The sequence below is a fragment of the Candidatus Arsenophonus triatominarum genome, assembly GCF_001640365.1.
Taxonomy (GTDB): Bacteria; Pseudomonadota; Gammaproteobacteria; order Enterobacterales; family Enterobacteriaceae; genus Arsenophonus; species Arsenophonus triatominarum.
Genome location: NZ_LWMI01000006.1, coordinates 299,632 through 324,791, shown reverse-complemented (window position 1 = coordinate 324,791; position 25,160 = coordinate 299,632). Strand labels below are relative to the sequence as shown.

At 36.7% G+C, this 25,160-nt stretch carries 25 protein-coding genes and 17 pseudogenes; 16 read left to right on the top strand and 26 right to left on the bottom strand.

Annotation, left to right across the window (positions count from 1 at the left end; genetic code table 11):
• Positions 1-106: 106 nt before the first annotated feature.
• The 3 genes from AYJ55_RS35570 to AYJ55_RS32650 form a co-directional block, all read right to left on the bottom strand.
• On the bottom strand, positions 107-217 hold the full coding sequence (locus AYJ55_RS35570; RefSeq protein ID WP_162505308.1) for a prepilin-type N-terminal cleavage/methylation domain-containing protein: 111 nt from the start codon (positions 215-217) through the stop codon (positions 107-109).
• Positions 218-408: 191 nt separating this feature from the next.
• Complete coding sequence (locus tag AYJ55_RS35565; protein ID WP_162505307.1) at positions 409-549, bottom strand: DUF2509 family protein; 141 nt, start codon at positions 547-549, stop codon at positions 409-411.
• On the bottom strand, positions 536-877 hold the full coding sequence (locus tag AYJ55_RS32650; RefSeq protein ID WP_162505306.1) for a DUF2509 family protein: 342 nt from the start codon (positions 875-877) through the stop codon (positions 536-538). The genes AYJ55_RS35565 and AYJ55_RS32650 overlap by 14 nt, the downstream gene beginning before the upstream one ends.
• A 370-nt stretch (positions 878-1,247) precedes the next feature.
• Here AYJ55_RS32650 and AYJ55_RS28065 point away from each other — a divergent pair.
• Positions 1,248-1,439, top strand: a pseudogene (locus tag AYJ55_RS28065) (IS701 family transposase); the annotation flags it as partial.
• 22 nt (positions 1,440-1,461) lie between these two features.
• Here the strand turns inward: AYJ55_RS28065 and AYJ55_RS04525 are convergent.
• Positions 1,462-1,770: a transposase gene (locus AYJ55_RS04525; protein ID WP_187153169.1), complete on the bottom strand. Its 309-nt coding sequence runs from the start codon at positions 1,768-1,770 to the stop codon at positions 1,462-1,464.
• Positions 1,771-1,819: 49 nt separating this feature from the next.
• On the opposite strand from AYJ55_RS04525, the gene AYJ55_RS04520 reads away from it, so the two are divergent.
• Both AYJ55_RS04520 and AYJ55_RS04515 read left to right on the top strand, forming a co-directional pair.
• On the top strand, positions 1,820-2,185 hold the full coding sequence (locus AYJ55_RS04520; protein ID WP_063653415.1) for an IS630 transposase-related protein: 366 nt from the start codon (positions 1,820-1,822) through the stop codon (positions 2,183-2,185).
• Positions 2,109-2,642, top strand: a complete 534-nt coding sequence (locus tag AYJ55_RS04515; RefSeq protein ID WP_342668139.1) for an IS630 family transposase — start codon at positions 2,109-2,111, stop codon at positions 2,640-2,642. Before AYJ55_RS04520 ends, AYJ55_RS04515 begins: the two co-directional genes overlap by 77 nt.
• Here AYJ55_RS04515 and AYJ55_RS35560 read toward each other — a convergent pair.
• Both AYJ55_RS35560 and AYJ55_RS04510 read right to left on the bottom strand, forming a co-directional pair.
• Positions 2,573-2,776 carry a hypothetical protein gene (locus AYJ55_RS35560; RefSeq protein WP_425393775.1) on the bottom strand — a complete coding sequence of 68 codons (204 nt, stop codon included), beginning with the start codon at positions 2,774-2,776 and terminating at the stop codon, positions 2,573-2,575. The genes AYJ55_RS04515 and AYJ55_RS35560 overlap by 70 nt on opposite strands.
• Before the next feature lie 25 nt (positions 2,777-2,801).
• Complete coding sequence (locus AYJ55_RS04510) at positions 2,802-3,167, bottom strand: IS630 transposase-related protein (RefSeq protein ID WP_063653415.1); 366 nt, start codon at positions 3,165-3,167, stop codon at positions 2,802-2,804.
• A gap of 35 nt (positions 3,168-3,202) precedes the next feature.
• Here AYJ55_RS04510 and AYJ55_RS35555 point away from each other — a divergent pair.
• The 4 genes and pseudogenes from AYJ55_RS35555 to AYJ55_RS04490 all read left to right on the top strand — a co-directional run.
• Positions 3,203-3,480, top strand: a pseudogene (locus AYJ55_RS35555) (transposase); the annotation flags it as partial.
• 588 nt (positions 3,481-4,068) lie between these two features.
• On the top strand, positions 4,069-5,070 hold the full coding sequence (locus tag AYJ55_RS04500; protein ID WP_063654509.1) for a glycosyltransferase: 1,002 nt from the start codon (positions 4,069-4,071) through the stop codon (positions 5,068-5,070).
• Between the two features lie 226 nt (positions 5,071-5,296).
• Positions 5,297-5,882, top strand: a pseudogene (locus tag AYJ55_RS24960) (helix-turn-helix domain-containing protein); the annotation flags it as partial.
• Between the two features lie 92 nt (positions 5,883-5,974).
• Positions 5,975-6,577: a transposase family protein gene (locus tag AYJ55_RS04490; RefSeq protein WP_063654504.1), complete on the top strand. Its 603-nt coding sequence runs from the start codon at positions 5,975-5,977 to the stop codon at positions 6,575-6,577.
• Here AYJ55_RS04490 and AYJ55_RS24955 read toward each other — a convergent pair.
• From AYJ55_RS24955 to AYJ55_RS04480, 3 genes are read right to left on the bottom strand one after another with little or no spacing between them, the layout of a single operon-like run.
• Complete coding sequence (locus tag AYJ55_RS24955; RefSeq protein WP_063653499.1) at positions 6,508-6,996, bottom strand: IS630 family transposase; 489 nt, start codon at positions 6,994-6,996, stop codon at positions 6,508-6,510. The genes AYJ55_RS04490 and AYJ55_RS24955 overlap by 70 nt on opposite strands.
• Positions 6,965-7,330, bottom strand: a complete 366-nt coding sequence (locus tag AYJ55_RS04485) for an IS630 transposase-related protein (protein WP_063653415.1) — start codon at positions 7,328-7,330, stop codon at positions 6,965-6,967. Before AYJ55_RS04485 ends, AYJ55_RS24955 begins: the two co-directional genes overlap by 32 nt.
• A 60-nt stretch (positions 7,331-7,390) precedes the next feature.
• Positions 7,391-7,771 carry an NUMOD1 domain-containing DNA-binding protein gene (locus AYJ55_RS04480; protein WP_063654502.1) on the bottom strand — a complete coding sequence of 127 codons (381 nt, stop codon included), beginning with the start codon at positions 7,769-7,771 and terminating at the stop codon, positions 7,391-7,393.
• A gap of 259 nt (positions 7,772-8,030) precedes the next feature.
• Between AYJ55_RS04480 and AYJ55_RS35550 the strand changes: the two are divergent.
• Positions 8,031-8,935: pseudogene (locus AYJ55_RS35550) on the top strand (IS701 family transposase); the annotation flags it as partial.
• Positions 8,936-9,302: 367 nt separating this feature from the next.
• Here the strand turns inward: AYJ55_RS35550 and sugE are convergent.
• Both sugE and AYJ55_RS04465 read right to left on the bottom strand, forming a co-directional pair.
• Positions 9,303-9,617 (bottom strand): quaternary ammonium compound efflux SMR transporter SugE, encoded by a 315-nt coding sequence (gene sugE / locus AYJ55_RS04470; RefSeq protein ID WP_063654500.1) that lies wholly within the window; start codon positions 9,615-9,617, stop codon positions 9,303-9,305.
• A gap of 147 nt (positions 9,618-9,764) precedes the next feature.
• Positions 9,765-10,265, bottom strand: a pseudogene (locus tag AYJ55_RS04465) (IS982 family transposase); the annotation flags it as partial.
• 109 nt (positions 10,266-10,374) lie between these two features.
• Here AYJ55_RS04465 and AYJ55_RS32645 point away from each other — a divergent pair.
• A pseudogene (locus AYJ55_RS32645) lies at positions 10,375-11,028 on the top strand (transposase); the annotation flags it as partial.
• 51 nt (positions 11,029-11,079) lie between these two features.
• Here AYJ55_RS32645 and AYJ55_RS04450 read toward each other — a convergent pair.
• The 3 genes from AYJ55_RS04450 to AYJ55_RS04440 are packed head-to-tail and all read right to left on the bottom strand — an operon-like array spanning position 11,080 to position 12,315.
• Complete coding sequence (locus tag AYJ55_RS04450; protein ID WP_063653631.1) at positions 11,080-11,469, bottom strand: transposase family protein; 390 nt, start codon at positions 11,467-11,469, stop codon at positions 11,080-11,082.
• A gap of 23 nt (positions 11,470-11,492) precedes the next feature.
• Positions 11,493-11,981 carry an IS630 family transposase gene (locus AYJ55_RS04445; protein WP_063653499.1) on the bottom strand — a complete coding sequence of 163 codons (489 nt, stop codon included), beginning with the start codon at positions 11,979-11,981 and terminating at the stop codon, positions 11,493-11,495.
• Complete coding sequence (locus AYJ55_RS04440) at positions 11,950-12,315, bottom strand: IS630 transposase-related protein (RefSeq protein ID WP_063653415.1); 366 nt, start codon at positions 12,313-12,315, stop codon at positions 11,950-11,952. Before AYJ55_RS04440 ends, AYJ55_RS04445 begins: the two co-directional genes overlap by 32 nt.
• 35 nt (positions 12,316-12,350) lie before the next feature.
• Between AYJ55_RS04440 and AYJ55_RS04435 the strand changes: the two genes are divergently transcribed.
• Positions 12,351-12,683, top strand: a complete 333-nt coding sequence (locus AYJ55_RS04435; protein ID WP_063654496.1) for an IS630 transposase-related protein — start codon at positions 12,351-12,353, stop codon at positions 12,681-12,683.
• Positions 12,607-13,140, top strand: a complete 534-nt coding sequence (locus AYJ55_RS04430) for an IS630 family transposase (RefSeq protein WP_162505291.1) — start codon at positions 12,607-12,609, stop codon at positions 13,138-13,140. The genes AYJ55_RS04435 and AYJ55_RS04430 overlap by 77 nt, the downstream gene beginning before the upstream one ends.
• An 18-nt stretch (positions 13,141-13,158) precedes the next feature.
• Here the strand turns inward: AYJ55_RS04430 and AYJ55_RS04425 are convergent.
• Positions 13,159-13,583, bottom strand: a pseudogene (locus tag AYJ55_RS04425) (IS3 family transposase); the annotation flags it as partial.
• Positions 13,584-13,663: 80 nt separating this feature from the next.
• Between AYJ55_RS04425 and AYJ55_RS04420 the strand changes: the two are divergent.
• The 3 genes and pseudogenes from AYJ55_RS04420 to AYJ55_RS24935 all read left to right on the top strand — a co-directional run bounded on the left by AYJ55_RS04420 (position 13,664) and on the right by AYJ55_RS24935 (position 15,370).
• Positions 13,664-14,563, top strand: coding sequence for a transposase family protein (locus AYJ55_RS04420; RefSeq protein WP_063654495.1), 900 nt, complete (start codon positions 13,664-13,666; stop codon positions 14,561-14,563).
• Positions 14,547-14,816 (top strand): annotated as a pseudogene (locus AYJ55_RS32640) (IS630 transposase-related protein); the annotation flags it as partial. The gene AYJ55_RS04420 and the pseudogene AYJ55_RS32640, both read left to right, overlap by 17 nt.
• A 65-nt stretch (positions 14,817-14,881) precedes the next feature.
• The gene (locus AYJ55_RS24935) at positions 14,882-15,370 is read left to right on the top strand and encodes an IS630 family transposase (protein ID WP_063653499.1); all 489 of its coding nucleotides are present in this window, start codon (positions 14,882-14,884) and stop codon (positions 15,368-15,370) included.
• Positions 15,371-15,498: 128 nt separating this feature from the next.
• Here the strand turns inward: AYJ55_RS24935 and AYJ55_RS32635 are convergent.
• Positions 15,499-16,151 (bottom strand): annotated as a pseudogene (locus AYJ55_RS32635) (transposase); the annotation flags it as partial.
• Positions 16,152-16,215: 64 nt separating this feature from the next.
• A pseudogene (locus AYJ55_RS04400) lies at positions 16,216-16,606 on the bottom strand (transposase); the annotation flags it as partial.
• A 276-nt stretch (positions 16,607-16,882) separates the two neighbouring features.
• Between AYJ55_RS04400 and AYJ55_RS04395 the strand changes: the two are divergent.
• A pseudogene (locus AYJ55_RS04395) lies at positions 16,883-17,493 on the top strand (integrase core domain-containing protein); the annotation flags it as partial.
• Between the two features lie 38 nt (positions 17,494-17,531).
• Here AYJ55_RS04395 and AYJ55_RS30500 read toward each other — a convergent pair.
• The 5 genes and pseudogenes from AYJ55_RS30500 to AYJ55_RS04375 all read right to left on the bottom strand — a co-directional run.
• Positions 17,532-17,750: pseudogene (locus AYJ55_RS30500) on the bottom strand (GTPase-activating protein); the annotation flags it as partial.
• A gap of 242 nt (positions 17,751-17,992) precedes the next feature.
• Positions 17,993-19,158, bottom strand: a pseudogene (locus AYJ55_RS34430) (NCS2 family permease).
• Positions 19,159-19,435: 277 nt separating this feature from the next.
• Positions 19,436-20,170 carry an amino acid ABC transporter permease gene (locus tag AYJ55_RS04385; protein ID WP_063654492.1) on the bottom strand — a complete coding sequence of 245 codons (735 nt, stop codon included), beginning with the start codon at positions 20,168-20,170 and terminating at the stop codon, positions 19,436-19,438.
• Between the two features lies 1 nt (position 20,171).
• Positions 20,172-20,909, bottom strand: a complete 738-nt coding sequence (locus tag AYJ55_RS04380) for an amino acid ABC transporter permease (protein ID WP_063654490.1) — start codon at positions 20,907-20,909, stop codon at positions 20,172-20,174.
• A gap of 63 nt (positions 20,910-20,972) precedes the next feature.
• Positions 20,973-21,797 (bottom strand): transporter substrate-binding domain-containing protein, encoded by an 825-nt coding sequence (locus AYJ55_RS04375; RefSeq protein ID WP_063654488.1) that lies wholly within the window; start codon positions 21,795-21,797, stop codon positions 20,973-20,975.
• Between the two features lie 234 nt (positions 21,798-22,031).
• On the opposite strand from AYJ55_RS04375, the pseudogene AYJ55_RS35545 reads away from it, so the two are divergent.
• Positions 22,032-22,859 (top strand): annotated as a pseudogene (locus AYJ55_RS35545) (IS701 family transposase); the annotation flags it as partial.
• A 31-nt stretch (positions 22,860-22,890) separates the two neighbouring features.
• On the opposite strand, the pseudogene AYJ55_RS24930 reads toward AYJ55_RS35545, so the two are convergent.
• The 4 genes and pseudogenes from AYJ55_RS24930 to efp form a co-directional block, all read right to left on the bottom strand.
• Positions 22,891-23,276 (bottom strand): annotated as a pseudogene (locus AYJ55_RS24930) (transposase); the annotation flags it as partial.
• An 18-nt stretch (positions 23,277-23,294) separates the two neighbouring features.
• A pseudogene (locus AYJ55_RS31630) lies at positions 23,295-23,588 on the bottom strand (IS701 family transposase); the annotation flags it as partial.
• 219 nt (positions 23,589-23,807) lie between these two features.
• Positions 23,808-24,264, bottom strand: a pseudogene (locus AYJ55_RS31625) (IS701 family transposase); the annotation flags it as partial.
• Positions 24,265-24,578: 314 nt separating this feature from the next.
• Positions 24,579-25,145: an elongation factor P gene (gene efp, locus AYJ55_RS04345; protein ID WP_032116141.1), complete on the bottom strand. Its 567-nt coding sequence runs from the start codon at positions 25,143-25,145 to the stop codon at positions 24,579-24,581.
• Positions 25,146-25,160: the final 15 nt, after the last annotated feature.

The window sequence follows — 25,160 nt, the reverse complement described above, 5'->3', positions numbered from 1 at the left end:
ACTAATAGAGTCAATGTCTAGCATCGCTTCTCCACTTTCAAAAAAAGTGTGCATCATGCGAAATTACTGTGTTTTTTGCCATGCGAGAGAAAATCCAGCCATTAGATTATGAACATATTTTATTTAATGCGATAGCTGAAATAGCAAATAACGCTATAGCTACCATAATTTCGGTTATTGCCATTCCAGATTGCCTGTTAGGTTTAGAATGTTTCATTCACGAGTTTCGCACCGACAAATAAACAAGTTATTTATAAGTTCAATTCAACATAATATATAATTCGCAAAAATTGCTAATTCAAATATAACTTATTGAAACAAATATATATTTTATATTATTTAGTATCTTGCGGATAAAACATTATTTTAGCTATTTTTAGAACTTTATATGTCTGTGCGAAACTCGTGTCATTGACAAAATTCCGCTCTTTTAACTGGACAAAAATCCAACCACCCCTGTTTTAAAGGAACAAAACCAGATATGGCATTTTTATCTTTCTTGAGCCATTGATAAAGTGTAAATATAGCTTTACCCTCAAAAATAAGCATGGCCGGCTAATAGATAATAATCATTTTTATAGTAACGCAAACAACTTTTAAAATTAGCGCCTAACGATTGCTGACAAGACCACGTGGCATTTTTTTCCTTAGTCATAATCCAAGGTTGATATTTTCCCCAAGCCAATGCAGACTCAGCTTGCTCAAAAAAAAGCCAATAACTTCGTTCACTTTCCAACATCTGCAATATATTATTCTGATGATGATGCAACGCTTTTAACATTAATAAACTCACAGAAATAAGCATTATTATTGCCATTAATAAAATGCTCCCTTGCTGTTCAAACTTGTGAGGAAAAAAACAATTTATCTGTTTCATATCGATTGATTTCTTAAATAAATTTTTAGTTGCTATTCCCTTAATAGATCTGGATATGCTCGCGGAGACAAACTTAAACACAAGTTTCGCAATCTCCAAAAAAGAAGTATAAATTTAAAAACAAGAAAAAATTAGGGTGTTCATATTTTGTCCGGTTATCCATGCATTAAAAATATCTATAACACGAGTTTCGCACCAATAAAAAAACGCTCTATTTTTAAGTTTAATTCAGCATAATATATAAATGGACAAAAGCTTATAAATTAAAAGCAACTTATTGTAATTTAAACAAATTTATACGTTTTAGTAACTTGCAAATTAACAATTGCTTTTAAGCCATTTCTGGAATTTTATATTCCTATGCGAAACTCGTGCTAAAGACTTATGGCGATTAGTTCAACCTTCTATAGACAAAAAAAGCCCTTGCGTACTAATTGCCGATGATACATTGATTGCCAAAACACGTAGTAAAAAAATAGAGATGGTCCATTATCAATATTCAGGTAATGAACATGATGTTATTGCTGGCATAGGTTTAGTTAATTTACTTTGGCATAATCTATAGCTAGGCGACTTAATTTTGATTACAGCATATGTATTAAAAACAGGTCATCGATAGTGCATCCTGTTTCCATCTTTTTACGTTTAGCTTGAGACCATTTATGTTCTATAGGATTTAAATCTGGTGAATACACAGGCAAATATTCTATCTGGTGTCCTGCGTTTATAATTGCCTGTTCAATATTCTTACCTTTGTGAAAGCTAGCGTTGTCCATAAAAATAACAGAATTTTCAGGAAGTTCTGGGAGCAATATTTTTGTGATCCAAACATAAAAAACATCACGATTAATATTGCAATCAAATAATCCGATAGCAAAAAGGCTTGTTCCCAATAAAGCGCCAATATAGCTAGGCGACTTAATTTTGATTACAAGGTGTGTTATGAGTTATACAATTGATTTTCGACGTAAAGTAATATCTGTAAGGAAAGCCGAAGGTTTAACAATTCGAGAAACTGCGAAACAATTCCGTATTGGAAAAGCGTCTTTAGTACGTTGGCTTAAACGACCAGAGCCAAAAAATTCAACGCCACGTAAGAGGAAGCTCGATAAAAATGCTTTAGCAAAAGATGTGGAACAGTATCCAGATGCTTACCAAAAGGAACGGGCAGAGCGATTCGGTGTTTGTAAAAAGACTATTTGGCAATCCCTTAAAAAGCTGGGATTAACCTATAAAAAAAACTCTATTCCATCCAAAAACCAACGAAAGCGACAGGCTGGCACATCAGCAAAAAAGACAACAGTATGAAAAAAAAGATAAATCTGTTGTTTTTATTGATGAAAGTGGTTTTTCACATGACACTCCACGAACTCACGGCTATTCCCCAAAAGGTCACCGTTGTTTTGGCCTGAAAAACTGGGGTGCTAAGGGAAGAACAAATGTTATTGGCGCTTTATTGGGAACAACCCTTTTTGCTATCGGATTATTTGATTGCAATATTAACCGTGATGTTTTTTATGTTTGGATCACAAAAATATTGCTCCCAGAACTTCCTGAAAATTCTGTTATTTTTATGAACAACGCTAGCTTTCACAAAGGTAAGAATATTGAACAGGCAATTATAAACGCAGGACACCAGATAGAATATTTGCCTGTGTATTCACCAGATTTAAATCCTATAGAACATAAATGGTCTCAAGCTAAACGTAAAAAGATGGAAACAGGATGCACTATCGATGACCTGTTTTTAATACATATGCTGTAATCAAAATTAAGTCGCCTAGCTATAACATTTGTTCTTCCCTTAGCACCCCAGTTTTTCAGGCCAAAACAACGGTGACCTTTTGGGGAATAGCCGTGAGTTCGTGGAGTGTCATGTGAAAAACCACTTTCATCAATAAAAACAACAGATTTATCTTTTTTTTCATACTGTTGTCTTTTTTGCTGATGTGCCAGCCTGTCGCTTTCGTTGGTTTTTGGATGGAATAGAGTTTTTTTTATAGGTTAATCCCAGCTTTTTAAGGGATTGCCAAATAGTCTTTTTACAAACACCGAATCGCTCTGCCCGTTCCTTTTGGTAAGCATCTGGATACTGTTCCACATCTTTTGCTAAAGCATTTTTATCGAGCTTCCTCTTACGTGGCGTTGAATTTTTTGGCTCTGGTCGTTTAAGCCAACGTACTAAAGACGCTTTTCCAATACGGAATTGTTTCGCAGTTTCTCGAATTGTTAAACCTTCGGCTTTCCTTACAGATATTACTTTACGTCGAAAATCAATTGTATAACTCATAACACACCTTGTAATCAAAATTAAGTCGCCTAGCTATAACAACTGTTGAATCAATTCCTATTGATTATCGTATTTATGATAAAGATTCTGATGGAAAAACAAAAAACACGCACTTTTCCGAAATGCTCACTCTTGCTAAAAAAAAGGGATCATACCAGAAGCGGTAGTGATGGATGCCTGGTATTCTAGCCTGGATAATCTGAAATCAATTCGCTCTCATGGTTGGGTCTGGGTAACCACGCTGAGGAAAAACAGGATTGTTAACCATAACAAACAACTGAACAAATTAGACATCTCAGAAGAAGGAACTCCAACACAAGTTTCGCATAGGAATATAAAATTCCAGAAATGGCTTAAAAGCAATAGTTAATTTGCAAGTTACTAAAACGTATAAATTTGTTTAAATTACAATAAGTTGCTTTTAATTTATAAACTTTTGTCCATTTATATATTATGCTGAATTAAACTTAAAAATAGAGCGTTTTTTTATTGGTGCGAAACTCGTGTTAAAAATACAACTAAAAAACCTTTTTCACCCATGATCACCTCTTTTAAAGCAAATTGTGAAACTATTATCTGTTTGGGATCAAATAGGTTTATCTATCCTTGCCCTTCACAATCTACTCCGCTACGGTGTATTTCCAGCTTACCTCGATGCATACGATAGATAAATGAAAGCTTATATAAAATAATATTATAATATCAATAAGTTAACAAAAATAAAGTTATTTAAAATTATTTTTTCACCCCCGTGTGCTATCTTTGGCAAAATACCACAAGAACAAAACCGCAATCTCACACAAAGCCACTTACACGCAACCAACAATTAATGGTTAACAACTTCTTACAACGCTGCTAATATGATGCCCTTGGAGTGGGGCTGTTTGTTTACGGGTAAACAATGATTAGAGAAAGTGCGTTTGAAGCTACTAAATTAGTAACAAAGATCGTTAATCTAGCTGATGAGAAATTAAGTTATTCAGATAATGTATTCAATATAGCTTATGGAGTAGACAAAAACTTTCTATTTGGAGCTGGAGTCTCTATCACTTCGATACTAATGCATAACAAAGATATAGTTCTTCATTTTCATGTGTTTACTGACTTTTTTGATGGAGAGCAAAAAAGTCTATTTTCACAGCTAGCAAAAAAATATAACACCAAAATAACTATCTATCTTCTTGAGTGTGAAGAACTGAAAAAGCTACCAACAACCCCAAATTGGTCATATGCTACCTATTTTAGGTTGATTCTTGTCGATTATTTATCCTCAATAATTGACAAAGTACTTTATCTAGACGCTGATATTGTCTGTAAAGGTAATATAACTTCTCTAACTAAAATTAATTTCAATAACAACCAAATTGCAGCTGTTGTAGCTGATAGTGATAGAAAGAAAAGAAATAAGTCACCAGATACACATAGTTTAAATGAAAATTATTTCAACGCTGGACTAATGTTAATTAGCACTTCTCAGTGGTTTAAATCAGATGTTTCAAATAAAGCTATTGAATTGTTATCAAAAAAAATTTTACCTTATCTAGATCAAGATGCTTTGAATTTAATCTTGATTGACAAGACGATTTTTATCGACTCAAAATGGAACACCTTTTGTAAGATTGATTACGGATTAAGAAAAAAAATTCAGAAAATAAATGACAGTGTTGTTTTTATTCATTACATAGGAGTTACCAAACCTTGGCACGAATGGGCAACAAATTACCCTTCATCAAAATATTTCATCGATGCTAAAAATGCTTCCCCATGGATAGGAAAACCTCAAGTCAAAGCTAATAAATCACATTTATTTAAATATAAATACAAACACACTTTTTATCAAAAAAAGTATCTAACAGCTATTTTGGCATATTTAAATTATCTATGGAGAAGAATATTTGTCTAATATCAGCTAGTTGGTGGATATGGTGATTTATATTAATCAGGTTTTTCAGGCCTGTAGTAGCTCAGACTTAATCTGACAGTTACCGGTTATTTATACAGTATCTGTCAGGTTAAATTTGATTTAAATCTTTTGTATTAGTCTTAACTTAATCCGACAATTCTGATTTAAAAAAGAGCGTTACCGGTTTTAATTAACATCATTAGATAATTAAATAAAAGGTAATTCTATGTATCAAACAAATAATCCTATCATCAAACATAAAGTCGGGTTACTTAACCTCACTGAAGAGCTTAATAACGTCTCAAAAGCCTGTAAGATTATGGGGGTATCCCGAGATACGTTTTATCGCTACCAGGAACTTGTTAACGATGGTGGGATAGACGCTTTAATTAATCAAAATCGACGGGTGCCTAACGTAAAAAATAGAGTAGATGAACAGATTGAAAGCACTGTAGTTGAGTATGCGATTGAATACCCTGCACACGGTCAACACCGCAGTAGTAATGAACTAAGAAAAAAAGGGCATTTTTGTTTCGGGGAGTGGCGTTCGCTCTATTTGGCTGCGCCATAATCTCGAAAATTTTACAAAACGCCTAAAAGCGCTTGAAGATAAAATCGCAACAGAAGGAATTATCCTGTCAGAATCACAAATCAGTGCTCTAGAAAAGAAAGCGCAAGATGATGAAGCCTGTGGTGAGATTGAAACAGCGCATCCAGGTTATCTGGGTTCACAAGATACTTTTTATGTCGGTCATTTAAAAGGCGTTGGTCGTGTTTATCAACAAACTTACATTGATACTTACAGTAAAGTCGTTCATTAAAATAGTTGCTGAATAGAGACTTGCATTTTTTGTCACGCTATAGACAATAAAAAGAGGTTTAACTTAGAAAATAACGGTTTGAAATGATCAACAAAGAGCGGTTGTTACGAGATAATCGTTTATGTAAAGCAATCATTGGATTATCAGTCGAAGAATTGAAAAATTTAGCCGCTGAATTTTCAGCTTGTTATTTGATTTATCGGAAAAAGAATCGAAAAGATCACGAGCGGCAGATGGGTGCAGGGCAGAAAGGATTTATCCCAACCCCATTAGATAAACTACTTTTTATTTTATTGTATTTAAAATGTTATCCGACCTATGATTTGCAAGGACTTCTTTTTGGTTTAGATAGAACACGGGTATGTCGCTGGGTAAAAATATTATTGCCGGTTTTAGAGATGACCTTGGGGCGAGAATGTGTTTTGCCCGCTCGTCAAATTCGCTCTGCTGAGGAATTTTTTCGCGCCTTTCCTGGAGTTAAAGACGTCTTTATTGATGGGACAGAGCGACCTGTCCAAAAGCCTAAGAATCTGCGTCGGCGAAAAAAAATGTATTCGGGAAAGAAAAGACAGACCACTCGAAAAGGGCTTATTATAGCTAGGCGACTTAATTTTGATTACAGCATATGTATTAAAAACAGGTCATCGATAGTGCATCCTGTTTCCATCTTTTTACGTTTAGCTTGAGACCATTTATGTTCTATAGGATTTAAATCTGGTGAATACACCGGCAAATATTCTATCTGGTGTCCTGCGTTTATAATTGCCTGTTCAATATTCTTACCTTTGTGAAAGCTAGCGTTGTCCATAAAAATAACAGAATTTTCAGGAAGTTCTGGGAGCAATATTTTTGTGATCCAAACATAAAAAACATCACGATTAATATTGCAATCAAATAATCCGATAGCAAAAAGGGTTGTTCCCAATAAAGCGCCAATAACATTTGTTCTTCCCTTAGCACCCCAGTTTTTCAGGCCAAAACAACGGTGACCTTTTGGGGAATAGCCGTGAGTTCGTGGAGTGTCATGTGAAAAACCACTTTCATCAATAAAAACAACAGATTTATCTTTTTTTTCATACTGTTGTCTTTTTTGCTGATGTGCCAGCCTGTCGCTTTCGTTGGTTTTTGGATGGAATAGAGTTTTTTTTATAGGTTAATCCCAGCTTTTTAAGGGATTGCCAAATAGTCTTTTTACAAACACCGAATCGCTCTGCCCGTTCCTTTTGGTAAGCATCTGGATACTGTTCCACATCTTTTGCTAAAGCATTTTTATCGAGCTTCCTCTTACGTGGCGTTGAATTTTTTGGCTCTGGTCGTTTAAGCCAACGTACTAAAGACGCTTTTCCAATACGGAATTGTTTCGCAGTTTCTCGAATTGTTAAACCTTCGGCTTTCCTTACAGATATTACTTTACGTCGAAAATCAATTGTATAACTCATAACACACCTTGTAATCAAAATTAAGTCGCCTAGCTATATAAATAACGGGTAACTGTCAGATTAAGTCTGAGCTACTACACCTGGCTGTGTTTCAAAACGGACGACAGGTTTGGGAACAATGCTTGGTTTAAATTGACAAACAAATCGACGTAACTGAGCAATACCGCCGCCTTGATAGCCTCTTTCAACTACCTCATCAAATAGGACTGTTGCAGGGATCCAATCAGGTTTAGCCAATTCAATTCGCTGAAGCAAATAAGGTTTAAAGGGTGCCAGTTTACTCGATTGTTGACTTCTTTTAGCATAAGTTGGCATCTCCTGCTGTTGTAAATGATGTTTTACGGTGTTACGGGAAATGCCCAGTTCACGGGCCATTTTTCTAATGCTTTGTCCTTGTGCAAAACGAACATGAATATCCACAAATATCTCCTTGGTTAACATAAATTACCCGTACAAAAATGTACGAATAATACCACAAGTGGATCAGTTTTGCATGATCGGTGACATTAACACGAGTTTCGCACAGGCATATAAAATTCCAGAAATGGCTTAAAAGCAATGGTTAATTTGCAAGTTACTAAAACGTATAAATTTGTTTAAATTACAATAAGTTGCTTTTAATTTATAAGACTTTGTCTATTTATATATTATGCTGAATTAAACTTAAAAATAGAGCGTTTTTTATTGGTGCGAAACTCGTGTTAGATACTCTGGTTTGGCGTTATCAGAAGTAAGCCCATCGCCTTTATCTCATGACACTGTTAGCCGATGGCTAAAAAGTAGATGTTTTCGACCTAAAGACTTATGGCGATTAGTTCAACCTTCTATAGACAAAAAAAGCCCTTGCGTACTAATTGCCGATGATACATTGATTGCCAAAACACGTAGTAAAAAAATAGAGATGGTCCATTATCAATATTCAGGTAATGAACATGATGTCATTGCTGGCATAGGTTTAGTTAATTTACGTTGTCATAATCTAACAACTGTTGGATCAATTCCTATTGATTATCGTATTTATGATAAAGATTCCGATGGAAAAACAAAAAACACGCACTTTTCCGAAATGCTCGCTCTTGCTAAATACCAGAAGCGGTAGTGATGGATGCCTGGTATTCTAGCCTGGATAATCTGAAATCAATTCGCTCTCATGGTTGGGTTTGGGTAACCACGCTGAGGAAAAACAGGATTGTTAACCATAACAAACTACTGAACAAGTTAGACATCTCAGAAGAAGGAACTCCAATACACTTACGAGGCTACGGTTGGGTGACAGTTTTCAAATTTACAGCCAAAAACGGCCGTATTTATTACAGAGTAACAAACAAAGACAATCACACCCGTCAATACGTCAAATCTATCATGGATGCTCGTTGGTCTGTTGAAGTTTATCATCGAGAAGTTAAACAAAATTGTGGTATTGAACGCTGTCAGGCTCGCACGAGCCGAGCGCAAAGAAATCATATTTTTCTCGCTATTTCTGCGTGGTTTGAACAACATAAACGTCGTATATCTGAAAAAATAACCCTTTATCAACAAAATTGGGACGTAATCAAAAATGCTATTACTGAGCACATCCGTGTTTTATTAGCGTACCCTAATTAGGTTTGTGCGTAACTCGTGCTAGTATTAAAAAGATTATAATAAGATTTTTATTATTGAATAATATTATCTTTTTTATGATATGAAAATAATATTTACCAAATTCAGTAATAAAATAAATAATATTTTCTAAATAGTTTATTAATTTATTTTATTCTGATTATATTTCAAATTTGCCGTGTCGATTCTTTGCATAAAACACACCACTAGCAAAAAATATATAAATAAACTCACTTATTATCGATACAAATTTTAATTATGATTAGAGGAATTCAGTACTAAATTAATCAGGGCATGAATAAATATCCACGCACGGTATTAAATATGCCATGACAAAATAAATATTTGACTATAATAAATGACTTTAAAATTAATGTGCCAGTTTTAGCCCAATAATCCCAGCAAAAATTAGCCCCAGGCTTAATAAGCGGAATAAACTAGCTGATTCACCAAGAAAAATAATCCCAATTATCGCCGTGCCAACTGCACCAATACCTGTCCAAACAGCATATGCAGTACCTGTCGGTAATGTTTTTATTGCATAAGCTAATAACACTACACTTAACAACATGGCAACTAAAGTAATAATACTGGGGGTTAATCTGGTAAATCCTTGGGTATATTTCAATCCTATTGCCCAAACGATTTCAAGTAAACCGGCTATTAATAAAATTAACCAGGCCATCATTCCTCCTAACAACTAGGGTCGTCCCCAATAAAATGACATTTCTCAGTTCGTCCTGAGCAACAGATCAAACTGAAAAAATTATAACTAGGCAATATAATAACTGCAACACTATGTATAACCTGAGTTCGGGATAAGCATTATCAATTATGCTTGAAGATATGTTCCTGCTACCGGTATCTTTGGTTTAGGTGGAATTAAACAATATGCAACCAGCCCGGCTAATAAATTCACTACAAAGTTAGCAGGAGAGCGGTGCCGCGTATGCGCTATCTGACAAAGATTTTTTAACTCATCAAATACCGTTTCAATGGCAGAACGATGACGCAAGATGACTTTGTCGAAACAAGTCTGTTCAACAGGCTTCATTTTCTTCTTGATATTCGTTATAAGGTTAATTCCCATTGTTTTCAGTTGCTGTTTCAGTGAAGCCGATAAATACCCTTTATCCGCATACAAACAACCAGAAAGATCTTTTATCAGCTCAGGTAATGGTTTCCGATCATCTGCGTTTCCTGGTGTAAGTCGAAAACTGAGTATTTCCCCCAAATGATTGATAATTACATGAAGTTTGAAACCAAAGAACCAACCTGTTGAGGTTTTTCCTCGTTCAGCTATCCCATCGAAGACTTTATGCCGGCGAATCCGTAACCGACAGACCCGTGCACTTTCCCTTAATTGACTTGTAGTGGCATACTAAATTTGGCCACCTAAGTTGAGGTGATATTCTTACCTCATAATTTTTATAGGTGCCGAAATGAGTAAAATAATTACTGCTGAATTTAAATGTGAAACCGCCAAATTAGTCCTTGACCAAAATTACACCTACCAGGAAGCCGCGAAAGGCATGAACGTCAGTCTTTCAGCGATTAGCCGGTGGGTAAGAGCCCTTCGTTTAGAACGTCAAGGGCAAAACATCGCCTGGTCTGCCATTAACACCTGAACAAATTGAATTCAGAGAAATGAAGAAAAAAATCCACCGGCTGGAAATGGAGAATGACATCTTAAAAAAGGCTACTGCACTCTTAATGTCCGACTCACTGAAAAATTTTCGGTAGTTGAAAAGCTAAGAGTGCTTTATCCGGTGAAAACTTTGTGTCGTATTTTTAATGTTCACCGAAGCAGTTATCGCTATTGGTGTCGGCCTAAGGAGCAAGATATTGAGCGGACGATAAAACGTAGCCTAGTCAGCGAAGCGTGGAACGTTAGTGGCGGCTCTGCTGGCGCAAGGACTGTCGCCACGATGGTTACCAATACACACAACGTGAAACTTGGGCGGTGGTTAGCGGGTAAGTTGATGAAAGAATTAATCATCGTCAGTTGCCAAGAGCGAAAACATAAATACAACCGCGGTGGAAATGAACGTATTGATATTCCAAATCTGCTCAATAGGCAGTTCGCTGTTACAAAAAGCGTGTTGCTTAATAGTGAAATAAGGGTATTTCGGTGATTGAAGTAAATTTTAGGCTGTTCTGAGATGGAAATTCCAAAGACCGGCACTAAGGAGTAAAAAGGTATCATCAATAAAGGGTCTACGATTCCGTAAAATTTGGGTCATACAACCGAGGCGCTTGATACCCGCGATGGCGTGTTCAACCGTAATACGGATGCCCGAGATTATTTTATTTTCTTGTTTTTGTTCAGGCGATAAAGGTCTTTTTCGAGTTCCTTTTTTTGGGATTTGTGTATTAGGATGCTGTTTATCTATACCTTGAAAACCGGTATCGGCCCAGATGGTTACCTCAGGGGGAATATGGCGAATTATATCGACTTTATCGAGTAAGCGTTTATCGTGACGGCGCCCATTTTTGATCATGGGGATAAATCCAATTTTCCTCGTTTCGTCAGTCATATAGCTAGGCGACTTAATTTTGATTACAGCATATGTATTAAAAACAGGTCATCGATAGTGCATCCTGTTTCCATCTTTTTACGTTTAGCTTGAGACCATTTATGTTCTATAGGATTTAAATCTGGTGAATACACAGGCAAATATTCTATCTGGTGTCCTGCGTTTATAATTGCCTGTTCAATATTCTTACCTTTGTGAAAGCTAGCGTTGTCCATAAAAATAACAGAATTTTCAGGAAGTTCTGGGAGCAATATTTTTGTGATCCAAACATAAAAAACATCACGATTAATATTGCAATCAAATAATCCGATAGCAAAAAGGGTTGTTCCCAATAAAGCGCCAATAACATTTGTTCTTCCCTTAGCACCCCAGTTTTTCAGGCCAAAACAACGGTGACCTTTTGGGGAATAGCCGTGAGTTCGTGGAGTGTCATGTGAAAAACCACTTTCATCAATAAAAACAACAGATTTATCTTTTTTTTCATACTGTTGTCTTTTTTGCTGATGTGCCAGCCTGTCGCTTTCGTTGGTTTTTGGATGGAATAGAGTTTTTTTTATAGGTTAATCCCAGCTTTTTAAGGGATTGCCAAATAGTCTTTTTACAAACACCGAATCGCTCTGCCCGTTCCTTTTGGTAAGCATCTGGATACTGTTCCACATCTTTTGCTAAAGCATTTTTATCGAGCTTCCTCTTACGTGGCGTTGAATTTTTTGGCTCTGGTCGTTTAAGCCAACGTACTAAAGACGCTTTTCCAATACGGAATTGTTTCGCAGTTTCTCGAATTGTTAAACCTTCGGCTTTCCTTACAGATATTACTTTACGTCGAAAATCAATTGTATAACTCATAACACACCTTGTAATCAAAATTAAGTCGCCTAGCTATATCTGTAAGGAAAGCCGAAGGTTTAACAATTCGAGAAACTGCGAAACAATTCCGTATTGGAAAAGCGTCTTTAGTACGTTGGCTTAAACGACCAGAGCCAAAAAATTCAACGCCACGTAAGAGGAAGCTCGATAAAAATGCTTTAGCAAAAGATGTGGAACAGTATCCAGATGCTTACCAAAAGGAACGGGCAGAGCGATTCGGTGTTTGTAAAAAGACTATTTGGCAATCCCTTAAAAAGCTGGGATTAACCTATAAAAAAAACTCTATTCCATCCAAAAACCAACGAAAGCGACAGGCTGGCACATCAGCAAAAAAGACAACAGTATGAAAAAAAAGATAAATCTGTTGTTTTTATTGATGAAAGTGGTTTTTCACATGACACTCCACGAACTCACGGCTATTCCCCAAAAGGTCACCGTTGTTTTGGCCTGAAAAACTGGGGTGCTAAGGGAAGAACAAATGTTATTGGCGCTTTATTGGGAACAACCCTTTTTGCTATCGGATTATTTGATTGCAATATTAATCGTGATGTTTTTTATGTTTGGATCACAAAAATATTGCTCCCAGAACTTCCTGAAAATTCTGTTATTTTTATGGACAACGCTAGCTTTCACAAAGGTAAGAATATTGAACAGGCAATTATAAACGCAGGACACCAGATAGAATATTTGCCTGTGTATTCACCAGATTTAAATCCTATAGAACATAAATGGTCTCAAGCTAAACGTAAAAAGATGGAAACAGGATGCACTATCGATGACCTGTTTTTAATACATATGCTGTAATCAAAATTAAGTCGCCTAGCTATAGTAGTGGGTTATGTAGCGAATAATGGCTGACTGAGCAGTACTAAAGCTTTGGTAGCCAGTCGTTGGCACCCATTCGGTCTTCAGACTACGGAAGAATCGTTCCATCGGACTATTATCCCAACAATTCCCTCTGCGACTGATACTTTGGGTCATCTGATAACGCCACAATGCCTGCCTATACTGACGACTGGTATAATGACTTCCCTGATCACTATGGAACATCACCTGTTTGGATGCCCACGTAGTTCCCAAGCCATTTGTAGTGCTTTGGCGGTTAATTCTGAGTCTGGTGCAAATGACATTGCCCAGCCCACCGGTTTTCGGGCAAACAAATCCAATACCACAGCCAGATAGGCCCATCGTGAGCCTGTCCAAATATAGGTTACATCGCCGCACCAAACCTGGTCAGGCTTTAAAATAGTTGCTGAATAGAGACTTGCATTTTTTGTCACGCTATAGACAATAAAAAGAGGTTTAACTTAGAAAATAACGGTTTGAAATGATCAACAAAGAGCGGTTGTTACGAGATAATCGTTTATGTAAAGCAATCATTGGATTATCAGTCGAAGAATTGAAAAATTTAGCCGCTGAATTTTCAGCTTGTTATTTGATTTATCGGAAAAAGAATCGAAAAGATCACGAGCGGCAGATGGGTGCAGGGCAGAAAGGATTTATCCCAACCCCATTAGATAAACTGCTTTTTATTTTATTGTATTTAAAATGTTATCCGACCTATGATTTGCAAGGACTTCTTTTTGGTTTAGATAGAACACGGGTATGTCGCTGGGTAAAAATATTATTGCCGGTTTTAGAGATGACCTTGGGGCGAGAATGTGTTTTGCCCGCTCGTCAAATTCGCTCTGCTGAGGAATTTTTTCGCGCCTTTCCTGGAGTTAAAGACGTCTTTATTGATGGGACAGAGCGACCTGTCCAAAAGCCTAAGAATCTGCGTCGGCGAAAAAAAATGTATTCGGGAAAGAAAAGACAGACCACTCGAAAAGGGCTTATTATGACTGACGAAACGAGGAAAATTGGATTTATCCCCATGATCAAAAATGGGCGCCGTCACGATAAACGCTTACTCAATAAAGTCGATATAATTCGCCATATTCCCCCTGAGGTAACCATCTGGGCCGATACCGGTTTTCAAGGTATAGATAAACAGCATCCTAATACACAAATCCCAAAAAAAGGAACTCGAAAAAGACCTTTATCGCCTGAACAAAAACAAGAAAATAAAATAATCTCGGGCATCCGTATTACGGTTGAACACGCCATCGCGGGTATCAAGCGCCTCGGTTGTATGACCCAAATTTTACGGAATCGTAGACCCTTTATTGATGATATAGCTAGGCGACTTAATTTTGATCACAAGGTGTGTTATGAGTTATACAATTGATTTTCGACGTAAAGTAATATCTGTAAGGAAAGCCGAAGGTTTAACAATTCGAGAAACTGCGAAACAATTCCGTATTGGAAAAGCGTCTTTAGTACGTTGGCTTAAACGACCAGAGCCAAAAAATTCAACGCCACGTAAGAGGAAGCTCGATAAAAATGCTTTAGCAAAAGATGTGGAACAGTATCCAGATGCTTACCAAAAGGAACGGGCAGAGCGATTCGGTGTTTGTAAAAAGACTATTTGGCAATCCCTTAAAAAGCTGGGATTAACCTATAAAAAAAAACTCTATTCCATCCAAAAACCAACGAAAGCGACAGGCTGGCACATCAGCAAAAAAGACAACAGTATGAAAAAAAAGATAAATCTGTTGTTTTTATTGATGAAAGTGGTTTTTCACATGACACTCCACGAACTCACGGCTATTCCCCAAAAGGTCACCGTTGTTTTGGCCTGAAAAACTGGGGTGCTAAGGGAAGAACAAATGTTATTGGCGCTTTATTGGGAACAACCCTTTTTGCTATCGGATTATTTGATTGCAATATTAATCGTGATGTTTTTTATGTTTGGATCACAAAAATATTGCTCCCAGAACTTCCTGAAAATTCTGTTATTTTTATGGACAACGCTAGCTTTCACAAAGGTAAGAATATTGAACAGGCAATTATAAACGCAGGACACCAGATAGAATATTTGCCTGTGTATTCACCAGATTTAAATCCTATAGAACATAAATGGTCTCAAGCTAAACGTAAAAAGATGGAAACAGGATGCACTATCGATGACCTGTTTTTAATACATATGCTGTAATCAAAATTAAGTCGCCTAGCTATACCTTTTTACTCCTTAGTGCCGGTCTTTGGAATTTCCATCTCAGAACAGCCTAAAATTTACTTCAATCACCGAAATACCCTTATTTCACTATTAAGCAACACGCTTTTTGTAACAGCGAACTGCCTATTGAGCAGATTTGGAATATCAATACGTTCATTTCCACCGCGGTTGTATTTATGTTTTCGCTCTTGGCAACTGACGATGATTAATTCTTTCATCAACTTACCCGCTAACCACCGCCCAAGTTTCACGTTGTGTGTATTGGTAACCATCGTGGCGATAGTCCTTGCGCCAGCAGAGCCGCCACTAACGTTCCACGCTTCGCTGACTAGGCTACGTTTTATCGTCCGCTCAATATCTTGCTCCTTAGGCCGACACCAATAGCGATAACTGCTTCGGTGAACATTAAAAATACGACACAAAGTTTTCACCGGATAAAGCACTCTTAGCTTTTCAACTACCGAAAATTTTTCAGTGAGTCGGACATTAAGAGCGCAGTAGCCTTTTTTAAGATGTCATTCTCCATTTCCAGCCGGTGGATTTTTTTCTTCATTTCTCTGAACTCAATTTGTTCAGGTGTTAATGGCAGACCAGGCGATGTTTTCCCTTGACGTTCTAAACGAAGGGCTCTTACCCACCGGCTAATCGCTGAAAGACTAACGTTCATGCCTTTCGCGGCTTCCTGGTAGGTGTAATTTTGGTCAAGGACTAATTTGGCGGTTTCACATTTAAATTCAGCAGTAATTATTTTACTCATTTCGGCACCTATAAAAATTATGAGGTAAGCATATCACCTCAACTTAGGTGGCCAAATTTAGTATGCCACTACACTCCTTAGGCCGACACCAATAGCGATAACTGCTTCGGTGAACATTAAAATACGACACAAAGTTTTCACCGGATAAAGCACTCTTAGCTTTTCAACTACCGAAAATTTTTCAGTGAGTCGGACATTAAGAGCGCAGTAGCCTTTTTTAAGATGTCATTCTCCATTTCCAGCCGGTGGATTTTTTTCTTCATTTCTCTGAACTCAATTTGTTCAGGTGTTAATGGCAGACCAGGCGATGTTTTCCCTTGACGTTCTAAACGAAGGGCTCTTACCCACCGGCTAATCGCTGAAAGACTGACGTTCATGCCTTTCGCGGCTTCCTGGTAGGTGTAATTTTGGTCAAGGACTAATTTGGCGGTTTCACATTTAAATTCAGCAGTAATTAAGCCTGTTGCTAAATAAGGGCATTAATTAGAATTTATCAAAAAATTAAAAGTTGACTATAAAATAATCACACTTAAAATTGAAAATAATCCATTTTAGATTAAAAAATAAACCACTCTCGTGTTTTTGAGGTGTATGTGAGTCGTTTTTGTTTAAAGCAGCGTGAGTTCACTATTTGGCAACAGGCTTATTATTTTACTCATTTCGGCACCTATAAAAATTATGAGGTAAGCATATCACCTCAACTTAGGTGGCCAAATTTAGTATGCCACTACAGTGCTCTAGAAAAGAAAGCGCAAGATGATGAAGCCTGTGGTGAGATTGAAACAGCGCATCCAGGTTATCTGGGTTCACAAGATACTTTTTATGTCGGTCATTTAAAAAGCGTTGGTCGTGTTTATCAACAAACTTACATTGATACTTACAGTAAAGTCGTTCATTGTAAGCTTTACACAACAAAAAGCGCAATAACGGCGGCAGATTTATTAAATGACAAGGTTCTCCCTTTTTATTCCCAGCATGGGTTACCGGTGTTACGTATACTGACGGACAGAGGCTGTGAGTATTGTGGTAAAGTTGAACATCACGATTATCAACTTTATCTCGCTATCAAATTGATCATACAAAAACTAAAGCTCGTTCACCTCAAACTAATGGGATTTGTGAACGCTTTCATAAAACTGTATTACAAGAGTTCTATCAGGTGGCTTTTCGTAAGAAAATCTATAGGGCTTTAGATGAATTACAAGCTGATTTAGATAAATGGTTAGCGGAATATAATAACCAACGCACTCATCAAGAAAAAATGTGTTGCGGTCGAACTCCCATGGCAACTTTACACGATGAAAAACAACTTTGGAGAGAGAAAGATTTAAATCAAATTTAACCTGACAGGTACTGTATAAATAATCGGCAACTGTCAGATCAAGTCTGAGCTACTACAGATAATATTGATTTTTCTACCTTGTTTATTTTTTGCTTGTTGGTATTTAAGGCTTTTTCTTCTTTAGCATCAATAAGTAGAGGGATCGGTTTCTTACTACCAATGCGCGGATCTTTCTCCATTGATGGATAATTGTTATTTTGTGCGCTAGATCTTTCTTGATAACGACTACCTGCTCCACGCTTTTTTTTCTGTTTTTTTCGTTCACGACGGGCTAAACTTTAGCGATTCACGATTTTTTTTCATTTTATTAGCTGTTTTTTTCTTATGCTCCGACATAACGGGTTTTCTCTCATTGCTGATTTTCAATTCTATATTTAACACAATAATATGATATGTAGATGACTTATACTAGATACGGTAAAATTAGAATAAATAAAAACTTCGATATAATTATTATCGAAGTGATGTAAATAAATTATTCAGTTATTTATTAATGCTATTACGCATCAACCAAAATAATTTTTGCAATAAATAACAGCGAAACAATAACGACGGCCAAACCAATCTCACACGCCACCGTCCTGTCCCTATTTTCATGACACAGTAAAGCAATAAAACCTAATGCAATACCTTCTTAGTGATAAAAACTAAAAAGCATCATAACCGCCGTGATAAAAGCGGGTACCATACTGCTAGCGGTGAAATAAAAATTGTTAATAAAAATAGCGCGTCAACCACAATTGCGGTTAATCCAGTACGTCCACCTATCGCAACCCCAGAGCTACTTTCAATATAGGCAGTTACTGAAGATGTTCCCATTGCGCTGCCTGAGACCGAACTTAAACTATCAACATAAAGCGCCTGTTTCATCTGCGGAAATTTACCTGTCTTATCAGCCGACCCGCTTTATCGGTAACACCAATTAAGGTTCCTGAAGAATCAAAAAGGTTAATCAGCATGAAAGAGATAATGCCAGACAAAGCAATATCTAGTGAGCCAATCATATCAACATGTCCAACAACCGTCATGATGCTAGGTGGTAGCGCAAAAACACCATTATATTGGACATCACCGATAATCATCCCAATAAGCGTGGTGATCACAATAGAAACAAGCACCACAGCATAAATATTGCGCGCCGCTAACACGACAATGATAAAAAATCCCAAGATCCCCAATAACACATTCGATTGGGAAAAATTACCAATCGCCACCAGGGTATCTGGATTAGCAACAATAATGCCAGCATTTTTCAATCCCATCATGGCAATAAATAAACCAATACCACTGGTAATACCAACCCGTAAGCTTATGGGGATATGCGCAATGATCCAGTAGCGAATATGAAAAAGCGTTAAAAGAAATAAACCAACTGCTCCCCAGAAAATTGCTCCCATCACCACTTGCCAGGAATAGCCCATAGCACCAACACGACAAAAGCAAAAAAGGCATTTAATCCCATCGCAGGAGCAACAGCAACCGGTAAATTGGCGACGTACCTAACGCTGCAACCAGGCAGGTAGTAACAAAAACAGCTTTAATATCCATTCCCGCCATTGATAGAATTTGCAGGTTAACAAAAACGATATAAACCATTGTCAAAAACGTCGTCAATCCGGCAATTTCTGTTCGAACTGTTGTGCCATGTTCATGTAATTTAAACATACGCTGAAGCAGACTCTGTTGTCTGATCGATATTTAGCCTAATAAAAAAGTTTTTTTGCTCTATCCTACAATAAAATTAATCCAAATAGTTAATTATAAAACAGAAAAAGGAAAACAATATCTGACATAATAATGCGAATGAATATTCAACTCAGTCATTACGTTGAAATAAGGCTTCGTGGAACCAAAAAGAGAGTGATATAAATACCAACGAATAATCACCCATGTTACCAATCTTTCATTTACCTCTAAAAGTCACAAGATAGAATAACGGATATTAGAAACAAACCAACTGGTTTGGTTGCTTACCAGATAATAGAACCTGTGACGACCGATTTTTTTCTAAACAACGTAAGATTTGATTTGCTATCATCTCAAGTGAAAAACACATAATGAAATAGATTAAAGCAACAAATAGAAAAATTTCCATTGGATAAATCATTTCTCGATTATTTATTTGAGTGGCTAAAAATGATAATTCTGCCACTCCCACAATATAAGCCAATGAAGTATCTTTAATTAATGCAATCCACTGATTAATAAAAGAGGGGATCATCATCCGTAACGCTTGCGGCAGTATAATATTCCACAATACCGCCCAACGGGTAAAACCTAGCGACATCCCCGCTTGCCATTGCCCTTGACCTATAGCCAAAATACCTGCTTTTACTCCATGCGCTAAATAAGCTGATGTGATCAAAGCTAAAGCACAAATTACGGTCGTCAATTCAGGAATATCCGTACCTAGTAAAACAGGTAATAAAAAGTAACTCCAGAAAATTAACATGATGACAGGTATAGCCCGAAAAAAACCTAACACAGCTGCCAGTAAATTTGCCCACCAACCATTTAACATCGCCAATGCAATTCCACCAGCAATACCAAGAAAAATAGAGATACTTCCTGCTAATAAACTTATTAACAGAGTCAGTGCTGCACCTTCTAAAGGGCCATCAGGAAATGTACCAAATAACAGATAGCGCCAATTTTCAGCAATCACTGTAAAATCCATGTTAATATCCCTTTATTAATAGACGCTGCTGACGCCATTGTCCCCAAGCTTCCATCAAGGCAATAATGGCAATATAAAGAATTGTCGCCACACCAAACGCCGTAAAGGTTTGTAAACTTTGACTTTCAATCTGACGAGCAACATAAGAAAGTTCAGCAACACCAATTGCCATGATTAGGGAAGAATTTTTTACAATATTCATATACTGCCCCAATAAAGGCGGCATCGCGATTTTTAGCGCTTGGGGTAAAACAACATAACGCATGGCTTGCCAGCCAGATAAACCTAATGCTAATGCAGCAAATTTTTGTCCTTGCTTTACACCATAAATACCGGCTCTTAATTCTTCAGCAATAAAAGGCGTAGAGTAGAGGGTTAAGCCAATCACACCTGCCAAAAATTCAAATGATGGCCATGCGAGCTTAATATCGAGAATAGCGAGCAGATGTGGTGTATTTAGCCATTGCATAACTGATTCTGGTAATATCGTTCCAGCAGCAAAGTACCAAAAAAAAAGCTGTATTAATAATGGCGTATTACGAAATAGTGAAATATAACTAATTGCCAACCAACGCAATAATACGGTATGGCTATCTCTAGCAGCAACGACAACAAACCCTAGCAGGGTTGAGACGACTATGGCACAAAATGAGATCCAAATAGTAATGAGTAAGCCCTGCCAAATCCAATCAAGATATTCAGGGGCTAATAGCTGGGTAGAGAAAAAATGTTCAAACATTTATGCAACCTATCTATGATGAAGACACTCATTTAGGTATTTTTATTAAAAATAATATTTTTTTTACTTTTCTAATGGTGCAAATTTAAAATCACCACGAGGCAATGCTGCTTTAGTTTCTGGACCAAACCAACGATTATAAATTATTTCTGCCTGACCATTTTTTTCTAATTTCAATAAAGTATTATTTACCGCTTTAATCAAATTCGTTTCACCTTTAGCTGCTGCTAATGCCTGATATTCACGTGTAAGACTAAAAGGTGAGATCTCATAATCTGCTTTAATTTTTGCCGGTAAGTTCCCCAATAAACCAATCAGTTTGGCGTCATCTTGCGTAATAGCTTGTACATTGCCATTTCGTAATGCAGCAAAAGCAAGTGGGGTGTCATCGTAAGATATTACTTTAGTATTAGGATAGCGTTCACGTAGAGTAATTTCCTGCACGGTTCCTTTATCTGCACCGATACGCAAAGGAATAATATCATCAGCCGTTTTTAATACCCCAATACGTGCGATAAATTTCTGCCCAGTAGCAAAATCAGGCGTTGAAAACTCAACTTGTTTAGCACGTTCTTTGGTGATGGTAAAATTAGCACCAATCAGATCCACTTTACCGGCTGTTAATAGCGGTATTCGATTCGCTGGATTAGTTGGACGCAATACTAATTTAACACCAAAATCTTTAGCAATCGCTTCTGCAATATCAATATCATAACCCACCAATTTTTTAGTTTTAGCATCAATAAAACCAAAGGGAGGATTACTATCAAAAACAGCAATACGGATCACACCGGCTTTTTTGATACTTTCCAATTTATCTGCTTTTGCCAACCCGGTAACCAAAGCTAATGTGATAGATAATACAGTTGCAATAAGATTGAATTTCATTTTACTATTACCTTTTATTGTCAATTTTTTGTATATTTATATTTATATTTATATTTATATTTATTCAAGTCAAATTATCAATTCACAGTTAGAACATGAAATAATATAAAAATCTATGGTTATTCCAAAAAGGAATAACCATGAGCTAAAAAATAAACATTCAATCACGAGTTTCGCAATCTCCAAAAAAGAAGTATAAAGTTCAAAACAAGAAAAAATCAGGGTGTTTATATTTTGTCCGGTTATCCATGCATTAAAAATAATAAAACATTCTTACAAGTAAGCAGTGTAAGATACTCTGGTTTGGCGTTATCAGAAGTAAGCCCATCGCCTTTATCTCATGACATTGTTAGTAGCCGATGGCTAAAAAGTAGATGTTTTCGACCTAAAGACTTATGGCGATTAGTTCAACCTTCTATAGACAAAAAAAGCCCTTGCGTACTAATTGCCGATGATACATTGATTGCCAAAACACGTAGTAAAAAATAGAGATGATCCATTATCAATATTCAGGTAATGAACATGATGTTATTGCTGGCATAGGTTTAGTTAATTTACTTTGGCATAATCTAACAACTGTTGGATCAATTCCTATTGATTATCGTATTTATGATAAAGATTCTGATGGAAAAACAAAAAACACGCACTTTTCCGAAATGCTCGCTCTTGCTAAAAAAAGAGGGATCATACCAGAAGCGGTAGTGATGGATGCTTGGTATTCTAGCCTGGATAATCTGAAATCAATTCGCTCTCATTGTTGGGTCTGGGTAACCACGCTGAGGAAAAACAGGATTGTTAACCATAACAAACAACTGAACAAGTTAGACATCTTAGAAGAAGGAACTCCAATACACTTACGAGGCTATGGTTGGGTGACTGTTTCAAATTTACGGCCAAAAACGGCCGTATTGATTACTTAGTAACAAACAAAGAGAATCCCACCCGTGAATACGTCAAATCTATCATGAATGCCCGTTGGTCTGTTGAAGTTTATCATCGAGAAGTTAAAAAAATTGTGGTATTGAACGCTGCCAGGCTCGCACGAGTCGGGCGCAAAGAAATGAGAGTGTTCATAATTCTGTGTCAGGGGATTTTATATTTTGATTATACCATCTAGGCGCCCTTTAAAATAGATGGACAATTGAGCAATGGTTAACGCCCAGTTACTAATCGGCATAGTCCATTTGTTGGATACCTGATTGATGCCAATATAGAGTAATTTTAATAAGCTGTTTTCATTAGGAAAAGCCCCTTTGGTTTTAGTTAATTTCCTAAACTACCGATGAACCGCCTCTACTGCATTGGTCGTATAAATGGGTTTTTAATGGCTTTAGGGTATCGAAAATGAGCACTGAGCAACTCCCATTTACTTCGCCAGGATTCTAGCACTATCGGGTATTTTTCACCCCATTTCGTTTCCAATTCATCAAGGGCAAGCTCAGCAGCCGCTTTAGTATCTGCACGATAAACCGGCTTTAACACGAGTTTCGCACAAAACTAATTTGGGTACGCTAATAAAACACGGATGTGCTCAGTAATAGCATTTTTGATTACGTCCCAATTTTGTTGATAAAGGGTTATTTTTTCAAATATACGACGTTTATGTTGTTCAAACCACGCAGAAATTGCGAGAAAAATATGATTTCTTTGCGCTCGGCTCGTGCGAGCCTGACAGCGTTCAATACCACAATTTTGTTTAACTTCTCGATGATAAACTTCAACAGACCAACAGGCATCCATGATAGATTTGACGTATTGACGGGTGGGATTCTCTTTGTTTGTTACTATAAGCATGTTGCTCAATAGTGAAATAAAGTTGCTTAAAATAAAAACAAGTTAGATACATCTAAAAAATACAAAAATAGTTTATTTTTTAATCTTACATGGGTTATTTTTAATGCAAAAATTGATTATTTTATCATCAGCGGCTGTTTTTTTTGTAAGTCATAATTAATTTTGCTATTGAGCAACAGGCTTTATGTAATCAATACGGCCGTTTTTGGCTGTAAATATGATCCCTCTTTTTTTAGCAAGAGCGAGCATTTCGGAAAAGTGCGTGTTTTTTGTTTTTCCATCAGAATCTTTATCATAAATACGATAATCAATAGGAATTGATCCAACAGTTGTTAGATTATGCCAACGTAAATTAACTAAACCTATGCCAGCAATAACATCATGTTCATTACCTGAATATTGATAATGGACCATCTCTATTTTTTTATTACGTGTTTTGGCAATCAATGTATCATCGGCAATTAGTACGCAAGGGCTTTTTTTGTCTATAGAAGGTTGAACTAATCGCCATAAGTCTTTAGGTCGAAAACATCTACTTTTTAGCCATCGGCTAACAGTGTCATGATATAAAGGCGATGGGCTTACTTCTGATAACGCCAAACCAGAGTATCTTACACTGCTTTACTTGTAAGAATGTTTTATAGATATTTTTAATGCATGGATAACCGGACAAAATATAAACACCCTAATTTTTTCTTGTTTTTAAATTTATACTTCTTTTTTGGAGATTGCGAAACTCGTGTTTAAATCAGCCATAAAGGCTTTTTGGTCTTTACTGGCAATATAACGCACGAGTTTCGCACCAATAAAAAAACGCTCTATTTTTAAGTTTAATTCAGCATAATATATAAATAGACAAAATCTTATAAATTAAAAGCAACTTATTGTAATTTAAACAAATTTATACGTTTTAGTAACTTGCAAATTAGCCATTGCTTTTAAGCCATTTCTGGAATTTTATATGCCTGTGCGAAACTCGTGTAAATATTATTTCACCCGAGAAACATATTCACCGGAGCGGGTATCAACTTTAATTACCTCACCAATTTGAACGAATAGCGGGACTTTTACCACCGCACCGGTACTTAATGTTGCCGGTTTTCCGCCCGTACCTGCTGTATCCCCCTTTAAACCCGGATCGGTATCAACCACTGCCAGTTCAACAAAATTCGGTGGCGTGATAGCAATAGGCTGTCCATTCCATAATGTAACAATGCAATCAGCTTGATCGATTAACCATTTTGCATTATCACCGACTGCTTTTTCATCAGCAGCTAGTTGCTCAAAAGTCTCATTATTCATAAAATGCCAAAATTCACCATCACTGTATAGATAGGTCAAGTTCAGATCCATAACATCAGCACTTTCGACAGAATCAGTTGACTTAAATGTTTTTTCTAATAACTTATTAGAAATTAATTTACGGATCCGTACGCGAGCAAACGCTTGCCCTTTGCCTGGTTTGACAAATTCGCTTTCCACAATTGCACAAGGCTCGCCATCTAACATGATTTTAAGACCTGAGCGAAATTCATTGGTACTATAGGTAGCCATAGAAATCCTCTAAAT

Bases quoted from the DNA above. Each gene is read 5' to 3' on its own strand.
- AYJ55_RS35565 (WP_162505307.1), bottom strand. From the start codon at position 549: ATGCTTATTTTTGAGGGTAAAGCTATATTTACACTTTATCAATGGCTC.
- AYJ55_RS04510 (WP_063653415.1), bottom strand. From the start codon at position 3,167: ATGAGTTATACAATTGATTTTCGACGTAAAGTAATATCTGTAAGGAAA.
- AYJ55_RS04380 (WP_063654490.1), bottom strand. From the start codon at position 20,909: ATGTTTGAACATTTTTTCTCTACCCAGCTATTAGCCCCTGAATATCTT.
- AYJ55_RS04385 (WP_063654492.1), bottom strand. From the start codon at position 20,170: ATGGATTTTACAGTGATTGCTGAAAATTGGCGCTATCTGTTATTTGGT.
- AYJ55_RS04450 (WP_063653631.1), bottom strand. From the start codon at position 11,469: ATGACTGACGAAACGAGGAAAATTGGATTTATCCCCATGATCAAAAAT.
- AYJ55_RS04375 (WP_063654488.1), bottom strand. From the start codon at position 21,797: ATGAAATTCAATCTTATTGCAACTGTATTATCTATCACATTAGCTTTG.
- AYJ55_RS35570 (WP_162505308.1), bottom strand. From the start codon at position 217: ATGAAACATTCTAAACCTAACAGGCAATCTGGAATGGCAATAACCGAA.
- sugE (WP_063654500.1), bottom strand. From the start codon at position 9,617: ATGGCCTGGTTAATTTTATTAATAGCCGGTTTACTTGAAATCGTTTGG.
- AYJ55_RS04490 (WP_063654504.1), top strand. From the start codon at position 5,975: ATGATCAACAAAGAGCGGTTGTTACGAGATAATCGTTTATGTAAAGCA.
- efp (WP_032116141.1), bottom strand. From the start codon at position 25,145: ATGGCTACCTATAGTACCAATGAATTTCGCTCAGGTCTTAAAATCATG.
- AYJ55_RS04485 (WP_063653415.1), bottom strand. From the start codon at position 7,330: ATGAGTTATACAATTGATTTTCGACGTAAAGTAATATCTGTAAGGAAA.
- AYJ55_RS04440 (WP_063653415.1), bottom strand. From the start codon at position 12,315: ATGAGTTATACAATTGATTTTCGACGTAAAGTAATATCTGTAAGGAAA.
- AYJ55_RS04480 (WP_063654502.1), bottom strand. From the start codon at position 7,771: ATGTTAACCAAGGAGATATTTGTGGATATTCATGTTCGTTTTGCACAA.
- AYJ55_RS04520 (WP_063653415.1), top strand. From the start codon at position 1,820: ATGAGTTATACAATTGATTTTCGACGTAAAGTAATATCTGTAAGGAAA.
- AYJ55_RS04500 (WP_063654509.1), top strand. From the start codon at position 4,069: ATGATTAGAGAAAGTGCGTTTGAAGCTACTAAATTAGTAACAAAGATC.
- AYJ55_RS04420 (WP_063654495.1), top strand. From the start codon at position 13,664: ATGATCAACAAAGAGCGGTTGTTACGAGATAATCGTTTATGTAAAGCA.
- AYJ55_RS32650 (WP_162505306.1), bottom strand. From the start codon at position 877: ATGAAACAGATAAATTGTTTTTTTCCTCACAAGTTTGAACAGCAAGGG.